The following is a 15,409-nucleotide window of genomic DNA, read 5'->3' on the forward strand; positions in this document are numbered from 1 at the left end:
TATTTAAACACAGTAATGGTTTTTCATACAGGAAGGCAGCTATGTTGGCACAACTCACTATCAGTAATTTTGCTATCGTTCGTGAGCTGGAAATCGATTTTCACAGTGGTATGACTGCCATCACCGGTGAAACCGGCGCCGGAAAATCAATTGCCATCGACGCGCTGGGGCTTTGTCTCGGTGGTCGGGCGGATGCCGACATGGTTCGCAGAGGCGCCAGCCGGGCTGATTTATGCGCGCGCTTCGCCCTGAAAGACACGCCCGCCGCCCAGCGCTGGCTGGAACAGAACCATCTGGAAAGCGGATGTGAGTGTTTACTGCGTCGGGTCATCAGCGCTGATGGTCGTTCCCGCGGTTTTATTAACGGTACGGCAGTTCCTCTATCGCAACTCCGCGAACTGGGTCAGTTACTTATCCAGATCCACGGTCAGCATGCGCACCAGTTACTGACCAGACCCGAGCATCAAAAAGCTCTGCTTGATGGCTACGCTGGTGAGTATGCGCTTACTCAACGTATGGACGAACACTATCGCCAGTGGCATCAAAGTTGCCGCGATCTGGCGCAACATCAGCAGCAAAGCCAGGAGCGCGCAGCTCGTGCAGATCTGTTGCAATACCAGTTAAAAGAATTAAATGAATTCAATCCGCTGGCGGGTGAATTTGAACAGATCGATGAAGAATACAAACGACTGGCCAACAGTGGTCAGTTGTTGACGACCTGTCAGCATGCGCTAATGGTGCTGGCAGACAGCGAAGAAGCCAACCTGCAAAACCTGCTCTACACCGCGAAACAACTGGTGAGCGAACTGACCGGCATGGACAGTAAACTCTCCGGGGTGCTGAATATGCTGGAAGAAGCCTCTATCCAGCTTAGCGAAGCCACTGACGAACTGCGTCATTACCACGATCGCCTCGATCTCGATCCAAATCGTCTGTTCGAGCTGGAACAGCGCATTTCCCGGCAAATCACCCTGGCGCGCAAGCATCAGATTTCCCCTGAAGAACTTCCTGCATTTTACCAGTCCTTGCTGGAAGAGCAGCGCCTGCTGGACGATAACGCCGGTTCTCTTGAATCCCTTAGCCAGAGGGTCGCTGAACATCATCACCTGGCGCTGGATACAGCAAAGCAGTTGCACAACCTGCGCCAGCGTAGTGCTGATGAACTGGCTCGGCTCATTACTGAAAGTATGCACTCACTTTCGATGCCACACGGCGTGTTCTCCATTACTGTCGCGTTTGATGAACGTCATCTTACTGCCGAAGGCGCGGATCATATCGAATTCCGCGTAACAACTAACCCGGGCCAACCGCTGCAGCCGATTGCCAAAGTCGCCTCCGGAGGTGAGTTATCTCGTATTGCGCTCGCGATTCAGGTTATCACCGCGCGGAAGATGGAAACGCCGGCATTGATTTTTGATGAAGTGGATGTAGGTATCAGCGGCCCGACAGCAGCGATAGTGGGCAAACTGCTACGTCAGTTGGGTGAATCAACCCAGGTGATGTGCGTGACTCATCTACCGCAAGTTGCCGGTTGCGGCCATCACCATTTCTTTGTCTGTAAAGAAACTGACGGGGAAATGACTGAAACGCATATGCGCCCTCTGGATAAACGCGCCCGTTTGCAGGAACTGGCCCGTCTGTTGGGTGGTAGCGAAGTCACCCGTAACACCCTGGCAAACGCGAAAGAGTTGCTTGCCGCGTAAACTTTTTGATTTTCACAGAGTCATAGTGAACAGCAAATTGCCAATAGACCTGCAGCCGAAGGTTCCCAACCGGGCAAAGGTCTATTATCATCGGCATATTACAGACGAGCCACGTACTGTTCGGGCCCAAAAAGGAATCAAATCACTATGCGCTGTAAAACGCTGACTGCTGCCGCAGCGGTTCTTCTCATGTTGACCGCAGGCTGTTCCACTCTGGAACGAGTGGTTTACCGACCTGACATCAACCAGGGTAACTATCTGGCACCAACCGACGTAGCAAAAGTTCATGTCGGCATGACGCAGCAACAGGTTGCCTATGCTCTGGGTACTCCAATGATGTCGGATCCGTTTGGCACCAATACCTGGTTCTACGTTTTCCGTCAGCAACCCGGGCATGAAAAAGTCACCCAGCAAACCCTTACCCTGACCTTTGACAGCAGTGGAGTGTTAACCCACATTGACAACAAACCGGCCCTGACGGCGGAGTAAGACTGCTTAGATACAAAAAGCGCTCACTGAGCGCTTTTTGTGTTTCTGAAGATTTGCGCCTGAAACGATTACTTCCCTGCGTTTTTCTCTGCCCGCTGACGACGTAGTTCTTTCGGGTCAGCAATCAGCGGCCGATAAATTTCTACCCGATCGCCATCATGAACTTCATCCTGAAGCTTAGCCGGGCGGCTATAGATCCCCACTTTGTTTTTCGCCAGATCGATATCATCACGCAGCGCCAGAAGACCGCTGGCAACGATCGCCTGCTCGACCGTCGCCCCTTCATCCAGCTTAACCTGTTGCAGATACTGCTTTTCTGGCAACGCGTAGGCGACTTCGACCATCATTTTAGCCGACACTGTAGACCTCTTTGGCACGGCTCGTAAACGCTTGCACCATGTTCATGGCCAGCTCTTTGAAGATACGACCAAACGCCATTTCAATCAGTTTATTGGTAAATTCAAAATCGAGATGAAACTCAATTTTGCACGCTTCAGGGCTTAGCGGAATAAACGTCCAGCCGCCAATCAGCTTTTTGAATGGGCCATCGACCAGGCTCATCAGGATACTCTGGTTACTGGTCAGCGTATTTCTCGTCGTGAAGGTCTTACTGATACCCGCTTTAGATACATCAACCGCCGCAGTCATTTGCGTTGGTCCTAGTTCCAGAACCCGACTACCGGTACAGCCCGGCAGAAAATCAGGATAAGACTTCACATCATTTACCAGTTGATACATTTGTTCCGCACTGTACGGCACCAGTGCGGTACGGCTAATCTGAGGCATGGCAGGTTCCACATATAAACACGGTACAAATAATACCATTTATCTACTGCTAAAAAAAACGCTGTACCGCAACTCGTGCTAAGATAGCGCATTACGCCTCGCAGGATGGATTGAGGTACGACTGTTTTAAGACGATGACTTCAGGATACTATGACTAAGAAAAAAGCCCACAAACCTGGATCAGCCACCATTGCGCTGAATAAACGCGCTCGTCATGAATACTTTATCGAAGATGAATACGAGGCTGGTCTTGCCCTTCAAGGATGGGAAGTCAAATCCCTCCGAGCAGGCAAAGCCAACATAGGCGATAGCTACGTCATTCTGAAAGATGGCGAAGCCTATCTGTTTGGCGCTAACTTTACGCCAATGGCGGTGGCTTCCACTCACTATGTCTGCGACCCCACGCGTACCCGTAAGCTTTTGCTAAACCAGCGCGAACTGGACACGCTATATGGACGCATCAACCGCGAAGGTTATACCGTGGTTGCCTTATCGCTGTACTGGAAGAACGCCTGGTGCAAAGTAAAAATTGGCGTCGCCAAAGGTAAGAAACAGCACGATAAACGTACCGATCTAAAAGACCGCGAATGGGCGCTGGATAAAGCGCGCATCATGAAAAACGCAGGCCGTTAATTCCCTTCTGCTCTTGAGGGTCAGTTTCACTGGCCCTCGCGTTATATTGTTGTTGATGCTGACTTTTTGCTCTGCCTGCCGGAATAATCCGCGAAACGAGGACTGGTAAGCATATTCATAAATCTGTTATACTGTATTTACACATTGGGGCTGATTCTGGATTCGACGGGATTTGCGAAACCCAAGGTGCATGCCGAGGGGCGGTTGGCCTCGTAAAAAGCCGCAAAAAATAGTCGCAAACGACGAAAACTACGCTTTAGCAGCTTAATAACCTGCTCTGAGCCCTCTCTCCCTAGCTTCCGCTCTTAAGACGGGGATCAAAGAGAGGTCAAACCCAAAAGAGATCGCGTGGATGCCCTGCCTGGGGTTGAAGCGTTAAAACTAATCAGGCTAGTTTGGTAGTGGCGTGTCCGTCCGCAGGTGCCAGGCGAATGTAAAGACTGACTAAGCATGTAGTACCGAGGATGTAGGAATTTCGGACGCGGGTTCAACTCCCGCCAGCTCCACCAAAATTCTCCATCGGTGATTACCAGAGTCATCCGATGAAGTCCTAAGAGCCCGCACGGCGCAAGCCCTGCGGGCTTTTTTGTGCCCTCAATTTGTCCCGCGAAGTCCGAAGAGAACTAATTAAATCCGAACCTTTTAGGCCCATTGATAGGCCCAACGAAAAGCTCTATTGTTTTCGTTGGGCCTAAACGCATGGAGATTCCCCATGGCAAGAAAAACCAAGCCGTTAACCGATACGGAAATCAAAGCCGCCAAACCTAAAGATGCCGATTACCAGCTGTATGATGGGGACGGGCTTACTCTATTAATCAAGGCCAGTGGTAGTAAGCTCTGGCAGTTCCGTTACTATCGACCGCTGACAAAACAGCGAACCAAACAGAGCTTCGGTGCCTACCCTGCAGTCTCCCTTTCTGATGCGCGTAAACTCAGAGCTGAATCTCGAGTTTTGTTGGCGAAAGACATTGATCCTCAGGATCATCAGAAAGAACAGGTAAGAAATTCTCAAGAGGCTAAAACCAACACTTTCCTGTTAGTTGCCGAGCGTTGGTGGAATGTGAAGAAAACCAGCGTAACAGAGGACTATGCCGACGATATCTGGCGCTCGCTTGAGAGAGATGTTTTCCCAGCAATCGGTGATATCAGTGTCACTGAGATTAAGGCTCATACTCTGGTTAAAGCAGTGCAGCCGGTTCAGGCCAGAGGTGCATTAGAGACAGTCCGACGCCTTTGTCAGCGTATTAACGAAGTCATGATTTATGCGCAGAACACAGGCTTGATTGATGCAGTTCCCAGTGTAAATATCGGAAAAGCGTTTGAGAAACCGCAAAAGAAAAACATGCCAAGCATACGCCCGGATCAACTTCCACAGCTAATGCAGACTATGCGTACGGCAAGTATCAGCTTGTCCACAAGATGTCTATTCATGTGGCAACTTCTCACCATCACCCGTCCTGCCGAAGCTGCTGAGGCTCGATGGGATGAGATCGATTTTGATGCTAACGAATGGAAAATTCCTGCAGCCCGAATGAAGATGAACCGAGACCATACGGTTCCACTATCCGATGAGGCTCTCTCTTTACTGGAAATGATGAAGTCACTTAGTGGTGGCCGAGAATTTATTTTTCCCAGCCGCATTAAGCCGACCCAGCCAATGAACAGCCAAACAGTTAATGCAGCCCTTAAGCGTGCTGGCTTAGGAGGCGTTCTCGTATCACATGGTTTACGTTCTATCGCTAGTACGGCGCTCAATGAGGAAGGATTTCCGCCTGATGTTATTGAGGCTGCACTTGCTCATGTGGATAAGAATGAGGTTCGTCGCGCTTACAATCGAAGTGACTATCTTGAGCAACGACGACCGATGATGCAGTGGTGGGCTGATTTTGTTAAAGCAGCAGATAGCGGCAGCATTGTGAATAGTGGGGTTAGGGGAATACGTCTTGTAGGATGAATCCTTTATCAGCACCCATTATGGGTGCTGATAACTCGCCTATAGGTAGTACAGAATTTTACCCTTTGGTTTTCTTTTTTCTAGTAACCGTATTATCTAAAGCCAATTTGATACTTTCAATATTTCTTGACCAGTTTTTTATAATGGTATCTGCCAACGCATCAGGGCTCATTGTTGATATCCGGTATTTTTTACTTTGATTATTAATTTCAAAATTTGACTCTTCGACAAATTTCCATAAGGGGTCAATGAGGTCATTCACTGCAGCTGCTTTACTTTTCCACCCACCTTCAGGTACGGAGCTATTGATTAAATAAACAAGCTTATCCTGAATTATTCGATACACTTCTGATTTACTGTTCCCACCTTCTTTTCCGGCCTTAGCTCTAACATGTGATAATTTTTTTTGGGTACATACAGAAACATGAAACCATGACATACCAATACATCTATCAAATAATTCAGCTGACTTAATGAACGCTTTAATAGCAACACATTCATTCTCCGACATAACTGACTTTCCCCATTGATAAGACATTGAGGCAAAAAATAGATGTGATTTAAACACATCATTAATTAAAAAAGGATCATGAATAAGATGAACAAATGTTTCCCTGAAAATACGTGATTTTAACTGTTTCCAGCATTCCTGAGCTGGATCATATAATTCTGTATATTCCTCTTTTAATTGCTCCACTCCGTCAACAGTACAATATTTATACTCCTTACGAGATGGATCACTGTACAAAATCACACGAGTTCCTACCTTATCAGAATTCCAGAATTGATCTCGCATCTCGCTGAGTTCCTTTCGTATCACGGGATAACTTTCGCTGAGCACATCAACGTATATGTCCCAATCACATTCAACCATCTGCCCAGAAAGCCAAACCGATTTTTGACTAATTTCTTCGCAAAACTCAATCGCTGTCAACATAAAAACACCAAATATCAATTAGTTAAGTGTTGTAAAAAATGTTTTTTTGGTACGCGGATTTTTTGCATTAGTACTTGCCGCTAATCTCTCTACAACCAAAACGAACTAATGAGAGGCAATCAAGCATGAACAATCCATCAACCGTTAGGATACTCCGCTTACCTGCGGTTATCCAAAAAACTGGTATGGCACGAGCCACAATTTATGACTGGTTGAACCCCAAATCACCACGTTACGACTCAACTTTTCCCAAAAAGCGAATGCTCGGAGTCAAATCGGTTGGATGGGTTGAATCAGAGATTGATGAATGGTTAACACGGCGTAGCAAACTTATCTGAATATACAGATCCATGATGTACACAATAAAAGCGTACAAAACTAATAATACACTGCTATTTTTGCTATTTGTAGCAAAAATAGCAGTTATCGATATTCCCCAAAAAAATTTAGAGGATTTAAAGTTGAGCACCCATCCATTTCCTGTCCATGTTTTTCCGTCGCTAATCAGAAATGCAATTTATGAAGTAGAGCGACAAACACAAGCTCCTCTATCGTTGATATCAGCATCGGCGCTTGGAGCAATTTCATTAGTGTGTCAAAATAGAATTGACGTTTGTAGGCTAAATGGTCTATGTAGCCCCGTTTCACTTTTTTTGCTGACGCTTGCTGAATCAGGAGAAAGAAAAAGTACTGTTGATAGCATTTTCATGAAACCGCTGTATCAACAGGAAAAAATTTGGTTTGAAAAACATAGCCAAGATTTACAATTATGGATGAATGACAAAGCAGCTTTTATTATCAAAACAAAAGCACTGGAGTCAAAACTAAAATCTGATACTCGTCGTAATAAAGATTGCAGTATAACGAATGAACAATTGAGGTTTCTATTTGAAACCAAACCTAAAGAACCTGTTAGATATAGGCTGATGTTTAATGATGCAACGCCAGCCGCAATTAAAGATTATCTTTGTGGAGAATGGAAGTCCGTGGGTATTATGTCGGATGAAGCAGGGACCATATTTAATGGGCATACATTGAATGAACTTCCTTTCATAAACAAGATGTGGGATGGTTCAAATTTTTCCGTTGATAGAAAAAACTCTCCTGAACGTTTAATTCATGACGCCAGAATGACATTATCTATGATGATACAACCTACAGTATTTCATAAGTATATTGAGCGTAAAGGTGAGATGGCTAAAGGGATTGGTTTTTTTGCCCGTTGCTTGATTTGCCAGCCCGATTCAAGACAAGGATTCCGGCAGATTACAAGTCCAGTGATATCCAGTGAACACTTACCAGTGTTCCATAGCCGACTGCTTGAGATAGTTAATGATAGCATTATAAGAAATGGCAAAGGTGAGCGAATAATCCTACGACTCTCTCCGCAGGCAGAGCAACTATGGATCTCATTTTATAACAGAACTGAATCGGAAATGAGCGAAATTGGTTATTTATCCAACATGAAGGATTATGCTTCAAAAATGGCAGAGAACATGGCAAGGATTGCTGCATTACTCCATTATTTCGAAGGTCGTAACGAAGATATATCAATTAAAGCTGTGGAAGCTGCAATTAAGATAAGTGCCTGGTATGTTGATGAGTACAAAAGATTGTTCTCTAAAGCTTCAGGATTTACTCTTGTTAATAATGAAAGTGACGAATTATACTCCTGGATAAAAAATTATTGCGCTAGTACTTTCCCACCACATATAAGTAAAACGAAGATTCTTCAATACGGACCTTATCGATTCAGAAATAAAATTAAAATGGATGAATTGCTTAATATCTTACTTATTAACAAAAGAATAGTAGTAACGCATTTCGGTAAAACTCTCTATATACAACCAGTACAATAGGCAAATAATTGCAGAGTTGTTTTTTCATTATAAAATGATGTAACACTTGGCTTTAAGTTAATTTTAAAGTGTTTTTATGTTGGATAGGTAATATATACTAACATATACAAAATCATAACAGTGATATCACTCAGACTTATCTATACAGTTAGATATAACTTGAAAACCATATTTCTACAACGAGTAACACATACGTGATCTATTAATATAAACAACTCCTAAAATCATACGAGAAATAAATCATGAAATTATACAATGGTTCCCATGGTGAGCATGTACTCGCCTATAGAAAGCATATTGAACAAGTAATTAATAATGCTATCAACGAATTTCCAAGGACTATGGCATTACGTGTTGATGTTCATTATCCACCTATTCTAGATAGAGGTGATACTGTATGTTGCTTCCCTAATCTGGAGCCAGGAGTGATATCCCGCTTCCGTAACTCATTAAATGCTATACTGGAGGCCAATGAGAAAGCCAGAGCAGCTAACGGCAAAAGAATATATCCAAACCGAGTTCGTCATGTTTGGGTGCGGGAGTTTTCTGAAGAAGGAAAATGCCACTTTCATCTTGGTCTTTTTTTTAATAAAGATGCCTATTATCATTTAGGTGATTATAAGATTGAAAGCAACCTACGGATGATGATTATAAGGGCGTGGTACAGTGCTTTAGGTTTAGAGTTGGAGGATTATCTGGGATTGGTTCACTACCCTGAAAACTGTCGCTATATTCTAGATAGCAATGATTTTAATTTTGAAGCACAGTACAACAGCCTACTGAATCGTTTAGATTATTTAGCAAAACTTGATACTAAAGTATTTGGCGATGGAGATCGGAACTTCGGTTGTAGTCGAGGTTGATTTATTTTTTGAGTCAATGGCCTTTCTTATTGAAAGGCCAGATTTCCAGCATTCGAGATAAAATTATTAGGCAGAAGATACTGTTAATGCACGCCAGTTATCACAATTGTTAGTTTTATCTAAATAGCTACACCTAATACCGCTACACTTTTGCCTGACCATGTTTTCTTTCGGGAAAGGACTGGCTGTTTCCATAAAGTGGCGAACTCTTTTTAGCAGTTGCCACATCGAGCGGCATTGATGAATACGGGTTATCATATCGTGCAATGCCTGCCATATCCTGTCCATCATCCTCGGGTTCCTGCTGGCTGAGCCAGATACGTAATGCATCGGGAGTGCAGCCAATCTTTGGGGCAATGGCGCAGATAGCAGCCCATTTTGAGTTGTAGATATTCTGGTTCACAAGAACTATTCCAACGGCGCGTTGACGAACTTCAGAGGGAAATCGGTTATGTTTTGTCATCCTGGTTACCCCTCTAAAAGATTGTAGTTTCAAGGGGTAATGGTGCAGTTCAGTAAATGTCTTTTGCATTTGTCGTGATAGAATGGGGTCCCAATTTTGCCCTATAAAAATCCGCTAGCCAGGTGCCGATCATGAGCCAGAACAAGCGATATATCCCCCTCAATGCAGGCGAATCCGCCGTCTTGCCCGACGCTAACACCCTGCTGCCACGCGGTGAAGTGTACGAACCGCTGGCGCGGATGATTATTGAAGCAGTGGACAAGGCAAAAGCCGCCGCAGGCAGGTCGCTGAATGAGCTGCGCGAACATAATGCCATCTCGATAGATGGCGCACGTGGGACTGGTAAAACTGCTGTATTGGTCAATTTGAAAAGCTATCTAAAAGATTGGGACGTCTTGAAAGATGTCCACATTCTTGACCCGGTAGATCCGACTCTGCTGGAAAATGGCGACTCGTTATTCCTACACATCATCGTCGCCGCCGTGCTTCACGATAATGATGTCAAAGAACAGCAGCGGATTACACCGAATAAGGCCCGTAGCCTGAACCAGACGCTGGAGAAACTCGCCCAGTCGCTGGAATCGGTCGAGACACAACAAGAACGTCACGGCATGGACAAGGTACGTGCCATGTACAGCAACAAGCAGCTAGCCGACTGCGTGCAAGATTTTTTCCGCGAAGTGTTGAGCTTGCTGGACAAACAGCTGTTGATCCTGCCGATCGACGATGTCGATACCTCGTTGAATCGTGCCTTTGAAAACCTCGAAATCGTACGCCGTTATCTAGCTACACCTCATGTGTTGCCCATCGTCTGTGGCGATCGATCGCTTTACGATGAGGTAACCTGGCGCGATTTTCATGGCCGCCTGACCAAGGATTCCAGCTACCGTCGCAAAGTAGCCTATGAAAGGGCCGTAGAATTGGCAGCAGAGTATCAACGCAAGATCCTGCCTTTCACTCGCCGTTTGACCATGCCGGAAGTCAGCAGTTATTGGCAGTGGGGGCCAGTTGGAGAAGAGGCGGCTGACACTAGAGTTACTCTCGGCAATGCAAATGATGCAATGCCTTTGGCTAACTTCATTTCTTGGCTGGAGATCTTTTTGACTGGCCCGGTTAATGGATTTGAAAGTAGTCGTCCCTCGTTGCCAATACCTTCTATCCGTGCATTGTCGCAGTTAATCAGGCATTGCCATGATCTTATTCTGGAATTGCCAGCTGAAATTCGTACTGCTAAGGATGAGCTGAATGTGCGGATTAGTTGGCAAATGCCTCCTAAGCTTCAGGATGAAGCTGATAAAACAACGGAGCTTCAGGATGAAGCTGATAAAACAATGGAGCTTCAGGATGAAGCTGATAAAGCAGCGAAGCAGAAAAGAAATGAGTTTGCACATAATCTGGTGAATTACTTCTGCTTTGAACCTAAAGCCGGTGCAGCCTATCTGATATTGCTTGCCAAACTGCATTGGCAAGACTGGTACAAATCCTCATCCTCACAGCATCGGAGCCTTCTTGACACACCCTTGTTCCAGCCCCTTACACATGCTACTGCCAACTTTGAGCTTTTCGACAAGGCGGAAGACCTTTCTGCTTGGCCGATTGTATTGAATGGACGGTTGCCTGAAGAGTGGCTGGCCGGTATCAAATCGCAGAAAACTATTCTGCCGTATCCAGTGGCAGAAGTTGGGGTAAATTCAAGCAAAGGGTGGGATTACATCAAGGAGATTCAGAGCCTTTCAATACAAGGTTTGCAAGTCGATCAAAGGAAAAAGGCAAGCTTTTTGATTTCCTTGCTGGCACAGAATAATTTTTACACCAACGCCAAGAAAACCATGCTGCTGAATATAGGCCGGGTGTTTGAGTTGTTAATTTCCAGCATTGTCGGTCCGCTATCGGTCGAAGAAATACATGCAATCATGGGGCGGGCTCCTTTCTTTTCTACGGCAGCACTGGCACCTACTAAAACAATCACTTTTAACGAAAAAGAAAATAAGTCCAATGGTGGTGGTGATGAAGGGTTGGAAGAGCCTCAAAACGCAGAGTACGATATAAATTTGATAGCAGAGCAACTACATCAAGAAATAGAAATGTGGCGGCAGACCTGTCATGTTAATCAAATTGATCTTGCGCCATGGTTGGTTTACAAGGTGTTCAATAAAGTTTATAGCCAGGTGGCGAGTGATGAGTATGTGCCAAATGGCATGAAACGTATCAGAACGGCATTAAATATGGTGGCTCACAGTTTCTACGCAACCTGGTTTGCCTTTGGTAGTTTTGAAAAGGGTGAGCTGTTTGGCTTGCCTAATGTGATAGCAACGACCAACATTAATCCTGAAAATCTAAAAAATTACAAAAGCAATGACCAGTTTAATGTCAACATCAAGCCAATACTGGAAGCTTTTGATAAAAATAATTCTTTGAGGGCAGTCAGCATTGTGCTTGCAGAGCACCCGTTGAAGAAGTGGATTGATGAGGTAATCAACTTGGATTGGCCTAAGTCTGAGGAAAATCTTGAGGCTAAAGCTGAAAAATATTTGAGAGAAGAGCTTGGCATCACCGCCAGGAATACAAATAAAACGACAGTAAAAACACAAGCCAGAAAACAAATAGAAAAATTAGGTTCGATATATGATCATATGGCAGCTAATTTCGGAGGTGATAGCAAGTACACAAAACTTCTAAAAGAGGTTATTGATGAATTATCTAAAGATCCAGCGCCAAATTCGTCAAATCATCCGCAACCTAATGTACAGCCGTCAGGACAAGGTCAGGACAAGGAACCAGAGTAATGCTCCAGCGCACCTTGACTGAACACGCCGCCGAGTGTTTTTTTGGCGATAAAAGATTAGCCGCACGATTGTGGCAGCACTTGCTAAAGTCAGCTGACGGTCTGGAGTCTGACCATTGGCATCGACTGCAGGATGATTTCTATCATTTGCTGGTAGAGGGTGTGGAGGCGCACCATCCTCGCGAGCACCGGCTGACCGATGTGCGCCAGTTGATGGGGCGCATGCTTGATGGTGATTTGTTGCTGACGCCAAAACTGCCGTGGCTGGACGAGCTACAACAGAGGCTATTGCAGCGCAATGGCGACTTGTTGTGCTACCTTGAGAGTGAGGTGCAGGCGTATGTGCGCCTTGCAACAGGGCTGGACCCTACGTTATTGGCCGGCTGGCATTTAGCACAGTGGCTTAATGACATGCCTCTGCCACTGATACACGACATCCGCCGCGTGGTGTCCGCGCAGACTGCATTTTTCGCCCCATCTGGAAACCCATCACTACCGTTTGCCGAGGGACATGTGCATTTCTGGGGCATCACAACCGATAGCGCGATTCTCGACGATTATCTGCTGGCGGGTGATGAATTAAGACTCGACGACAATGCGATTCAGTGGCAGAGAGAACAGCACGACAACTTGGAGCCTCTGTTGCAGCGCGCGCGGCAACTGCTGGTGTTGTTGCTGGAATCCGACGAGCAGACCAAGCGCCCCCAAAATACTAAGGACAATCAGCCATATCGTTCGGAAGGTTGGCCGCAGCATCTGGCGCGGCTCAATCTAGCCATGCACTCCCCTACCCTCAAGCCAGACTGGGATTTGCTTGCCGCTAGCCTACATGCTACCAACGTTGGTAGTGCGGATTGGCTACTGAACGAGTTTGCATTGGCAATGAAGCGTGGCGATGCCAATCGCTGGTTGTGGCTGTATGTCTATCTTTGTCGCCGCTATTGCCAACCTGATACCCATCCACTGCAACGCGCGGCCATCTTGTGTTTCTGGCAGACCGTGAACCAGCTGCGTAGTAATCTGATAATGGATGGGCAAGGGCTCACACGCTTTGCCGAGCGCTACTATCAATCAGCGCTCGGCAGGGGTGGCGACTATCAAGGGAATATGCGCCGATTGTGGGCAGGTCGTGCTGATGTGGCAGAGATCAAGTCAGGGCCGTTGGCATTTAAGCCGGCGTTTGTCGGCAAGATCGCTCGCGGCCTGCTTGCTAATGCCAGTTTGTCCTTGCCAAGCCCCCCCTACATTTTTGGTGAATCTGATATCCTGCTGGATATGCAAGCTTTGGCCGCCATGCAGGCGCTGGAACGCTGGCAATTCTGTGGCCACTTTTTTCGCTCACAAACTCACAAGCAAAATCAGCGCTCCAGGCCGGATGTTAGGAAGTTGTGGAAAGAGGCTGAAAAGCTGATACGCAATCTGCAAAGTGCTTCCGGCTGGAACGCACCCGAGTTTTTAGGCGGCAAACAGAATCAAAATTTCCATTTCCAACCAGCTAGATGGTTTCGTGGATTGGATGTGGCGGGGGATGAAAACGCGCTGAAGATCGAGTGGTTTGCGCCGGTGCTGCGTTGGCTGCGTAGCGGCTTCAAGCCACTGCCGGATGGCGAACGTGCCAGCACCGGCTTTCACCTGAGTATTCATGCCGGCGAGGATTATGCCCATCCGGCATCGGGCATGCGCCATATCGACGAGACGGTACGTTTTTGTGAAATGCGTGAGGGCGACCGGCTCGGGCATGCACTTGCACTGGGTATAGTGCCGAAACAGTGGGCTGCACGGCAGGGCGAGATGATGCTGCCGCTGGACGAACATTTGGATAATCTGGTGTGGCTGTGGCATCACGCTAGTATGTTGAGCGGTTTACTGCCACTGGCACAACAGGTTTTGCCGCTGTTCGAACGACGAATTGCCCGTTTCTGGCGTCTGTCACGCTGGTGGCAAGTACCGGATTTTATGGCTGGTGATGACTGCAGCTACAATGGCGAAGTCTATGTAGATCCGGTTGCTGATTACAAAGATGCGCATTTGCGTCATGCGACACCGGACGATCTGTATCAGGCATGGTGGCTGCGTCGTAATTGTCATTATCGGCTGGGAATGGTTGGCGATGGCTGGCAAGTTACTTCGCAAGAGCAATGCGCTTTGCCTGACCATCAAGAATTGAGCAAACAACATACGTTGGCGAGCCAGCTGTATCAGGCTCGGCATGATTGGCTGGCTTCGCTGACAGAAGCGCCGCTAGTGATTGTGCGCATGAGGGACGAAGCGGGGACGCATGGAGAGTTTCACCCCAGGCTTAGCCGCAAGGCTGATGAAAATATTCTGGAAGACGTCGATACCCCGGCCGAACTGGATTTCATGCACGCGCTGCAAGACTGGCTGCTAACCGAATATGACAAGTTGGGGTTGATCATCGAAGCTAACCCGACATCCAATGTCTATATCGCGCGCCTGAAATCACATGCCGAACATCCAATTTTCCGTTGGTATCCGCCTGACGAATCGGTGCTGGAGAGCGGCGCTTCGGCTAACCTTTACGGATTGCGCCGAGGACCGGTGCGTGTGCTAGTGAACACCGATGACCCCGGCATCATGCCGACCACATTACGCACCGAGTTCTTGCTGCTGCGTGAGGCTGCGTTTGAGCTTAAGGTAGGCCGCACAGTGGTCGAACGCTGGTTGGAGACCTTGCGCCAGTATGGCGTCGAGCAATTTCATCGCAATCATGTTCCGGTGTTCGAGCCAGTTTAAAGGAGAATAATTGTCGGAAAAAATGCACGTCTTGCGAAATAGTGAGTCGCCCCGTTTTTCTATGTGACTTCACAGTGGTGGTTGATACAAAAGCTGACTGTGCCTTGACCGAACGGCTGATGGAAGACCATGCCAAGGCCGATGACTTTATTCCTCACCGTTACTTAACACAATTAACGGTGT

General features: G+C 46.7%; 12 protein-coding genes, 1 other RNA gene and 1 pseudogene. 10 read left to right on the top strand and 4 right to left on the bottom strand.

Going from position 1 to position 15,409, the window contains the following annotated elements:
• Positions 1-41: 41 nt before the first annotated feature.
• Together recN and bamE are read left to right on the top strand one after the other, a co-directional pair.
• Positions 42-1,703, top strand: a complete 1,662-nt coding sequence (gene recN / locus ABK821_RS20850; RefSeq protein WP_343178848.1) for a DNA repair protein RecN — start codon at positions 42-44, stop codon at positions 1,701-1,703.
• 147 nt (positions 1,704-1,850) lie between these two features.
• The gene (gene bamE / locus ABK821_RS20855) at positions 1,851-2,192 is read left to right on the top strand and encodes an outer membrane protein assembly factor BamE (RefSeq protein ID WP_138363105.1); all 342 of its coding nucleotides are present in this window, start codon (positions 1,851-1,853) and stop codon (positions 2,190-2,192) included.
• Positions 2,193-2,260: 68 nt separating this feature from the next.
• On the opposite strand, the gene ABK821_RS20860 is transcribed toward bamE, so the two are convergent.
• Together ABK821_RS20860 and ABK821_RS20865 are read right to left on the bottom strand one after the other, a co-directional pair.
• Positions 2,261-2,539, bottom strand: a complete 279-nt coding sequence (locus ABK821_RS20860) for an RnfH family protein (protein WP_395034114.1) — start codon at positions 2,537-2,539, stop codon at positions 2,261-2,263.
• Between the two features lies 1 nt (position 2,540).
• Positions 2,541-2,978 (bottom strand): type II toxin-antitoxin system RatA family toxin, encoded by a 438-nt coding sequence (locus tag ABK821_RS20865; protein ID WP_206665985.1) that lies wholly within the window; start codon positions 2,976-2,978, stop codon positions 2,541-2,543.
• 150 nt (positions 2,979-3,128) lie between these two features.
• Between ABK821_RS20865 and smpB the strand changes: the two genes are divergently transcribed.
• The 3 genes from smpB (at position 3,129) to ABK821_RS20880 (ending at position 5,565) form a co-directional block, all read left to right on the top strand.
• Entirely contained in the window at positions 3,129-3,611 is a 483-nt protein-coding gene (smpB, locus tag ABK821_RS20870; RefSeq protein ID WP_138363108.1) for an SsrA-binding protein SmpB, read from the top strand.
• A gap of 146 nt (positions 3,612-3,757) precedes the next feature.
• Positions 3,758-4,120, top strand: a transfer-messenger RNA (tmRNA) gene (gene ssrA, locus ABK821_RS20875).
• 203 nt (positions 4,121-4,323) lie between these two features.
• A complete protein-coding gene (locus ABK821_RS20880) occupies positions 4,324-5,565 on the top strand; it encodes an integrase (RefSeq protein WP_343178847.1) in 1,242 nt (413 codons plus the stop codon).
• Between the two features lie 58 nt (positions 5,566-5,623).
• Here the strand turns inward: ABK821_RS20880 and ABK821_RS20885 are convergent, their stop codons facing one another.
• Positions 5,624-6,502: a hypothetical protein gene (locus ABK821_RS20885; protein WP_343178846.1), complete on the bottom strand. Its 879-nt coding sequence runs from the start codon at positions 6,500-6,502 to the stop codon at positions 5,624-5,626.
• A gap of 125 nt (positions 6,503-6,627) precedes the next feature.
• On the opposite strand from ABK821_RS20885, the gene ABK821_RS20890 reads away from it, so the two are divergent.
• The 3 genes from ABK821_RS20890 to ABK821_RS20900 all read left to right on the top strand — a co-directional run bounded on the left by ABK821_RS20890 (position 6,628) and on the right by ABK821_RS20900 (position 9,224).
• Positions 6,628-6,840 carry an AlpA family transcriptional regulator gene (locus tag ABK821_RS20890; protein WP_343178845.1) on the top strand — a complete coding sequence of 71 codons (213 nt, stop codon included), beginning with the start codon at positions 6,628-6,630 and terminating at the stop codon, positions 6,838-6,840.
• 12 nt (positions 6,841-6,852) lie between these two features.
• Positions 6,853-8,361, top strand: a complete 1,509-nt coding sequence (locus tag ABK821_RS20895) for a YfjI family protein (RefSeq protein WP_343178844.1) — start codon at positions 6,853-6,855, stop codon at positions 8,359-8,361.
• A 242-nt stretch (positions 8,362-8,603) separates the two neighbouring features.
• Positions 8,604-9,224: an inovirus Gp2 family protein gene (locus ABK821_RS20900; protein WP_343178843.1), complete on the top strand. Its 621-nt coding sequence runs from the start codon at positions 8,604-8,606 to the stop codon at positions 9,222-9,224.
• Positions 9,225-9,366: 142 nt separating this feature from the next.
• Here the strand turns inward: ABK821_RS20900 and ABK821_RS20905 are convergent.
• Positions 9,367-9,512 (bottom strand): annotated as a pseudogene (locus ABK821_RS20905) (IS630 family transposase); the annotation flags it as partial.
• A gap of 306 nt (positions 9,513-9,818) precedes the next feature.
• Between ABK821_RS20905 and rdrA the strand changes: the two are divergent.
• Both rdrA and rdrB read left to right on the top strand, forming a co-directional pair.
• Complete coding sequence (gene rdrA, locus ABK821_RS20910) at positions 9,819-12,473, top strand: antiviral RADAR system adenosine triphosphatase RdrA (protein ID WP_343178842.1); 2,655 nt, start codon at positions 9,819-9,821, stop codon at positions 12,471-12,473.
• A complete protein-coding gene (rdrB, locus tag ABK821_RS20915) occupies positions 12,473-15,226 on the top strand; it encodes an antiviral RADAR system adenosine deaminase RdrB (RefSeq protein WP_343178841.1) in 2,754 nt (917 codons plus the stop codon). The genes rdrA and rdrB overlap by 1 nt, the downstream gene beginning before the upstream one ends.
• The last annotated feature ends 183 nt before the right edge of the window (positions 15,227-15,409 follow it).

The organism is Klebsiella sp. KE9456 (genome assembly GCF_043832615.1).
In the GTDB taxonomy this organism is placed as follows: Bacteria; Pseudomonadota; Gammaproteobacteria; order Enterobacterales; family Enterobacteriaceae; genus Klebsiella; species Klebsiella indica.

Excerpts from the sequence above, each read along its gene's own strand:
- ABK821_RS20880 (WP_343178847.1), top strand. The coding sequence starts at position 4,324 with ATGGCAAGAAAAACCAAGCCGTTAACCGATACGGAAATCAAAGCCGCC.
- ABK821_RS20890 (WP_343178845.1), top strand. The coding sequence starts at position 6,628 with ATGAACAATCCATCAACCGTTAGGATACTCCGCTTACCTGCGGTTATC.
- ABK821_RS20895 (WP_343178844.1), top strand. The coding sequence starts at position 6,853 with ATGATGTACACAATAAAAGCGTACAAAACTAATAATACACTGCTATTT.
- bamE (WP_138363105.1), top strand. The coding sequence starts at position 1,851 with ATGCGCTGTAAAACGCTGACTGCTGCCGCAGCGGTTCTTCTCATGTTG.
- ABK821_RS20860 (WP_395034114.1), bottom strand. The coding sequence starts at position 2,539 with ATGATGGTCGAAGTCGCCTACGCGTTGCCAGAAAAGCAGTATCTGCAA.
- rdrB (WP_343178841.1), top strand. The coding sequence starts at position 12,473 with ATGCTCCAGCGCACCTTGACTGAACACGCCGCCGAGTGTTTTTTTGGC.
- ABK821_RS20900 (WP_343178843.1), top strand. The coding sequence starts at position 8,604 with ATGAAATTATACAATGGTTCCCATGGTGAGCATGTACTCGCCTATAGA.
- rdrA (WP_343178842.1), top strand. The coding sequence starts at position 9,819 with ATGAGCCAGAACAAGCGATATATCCCCCTCAATGCAGGCGAATCCGCC.
- smpB (WP_138363108.1), top strand. The coding sequence starts at position 3,129 with ATGACTAAGAAAAAAGCCCACAAACCTGGATCAGCCACCATTGCGCTG.
- recN (WP_343178848.1), top strand. The coding sequence starts at position 42 with ATGTTGGCACAACTCACTATCAGTAATTTTGCTATCGTTCGTGAGCTG.
- ABK821_RS20885 (WP_343178846.1), bottom strand. The coding sequence starts at position 6,502 with ATGTTGACAGCGATTGAGTTTTGCGAAGAAATTAGTCAAAAATCGGTT.
- ABK821_RS20865 (WP_206665985.1), bottom strand. The coding sequence starts at position 2,978 with ATGCCTCAGATTAGCCGTACCGCACTGGTGCCGTACAGTGCGGAACAA.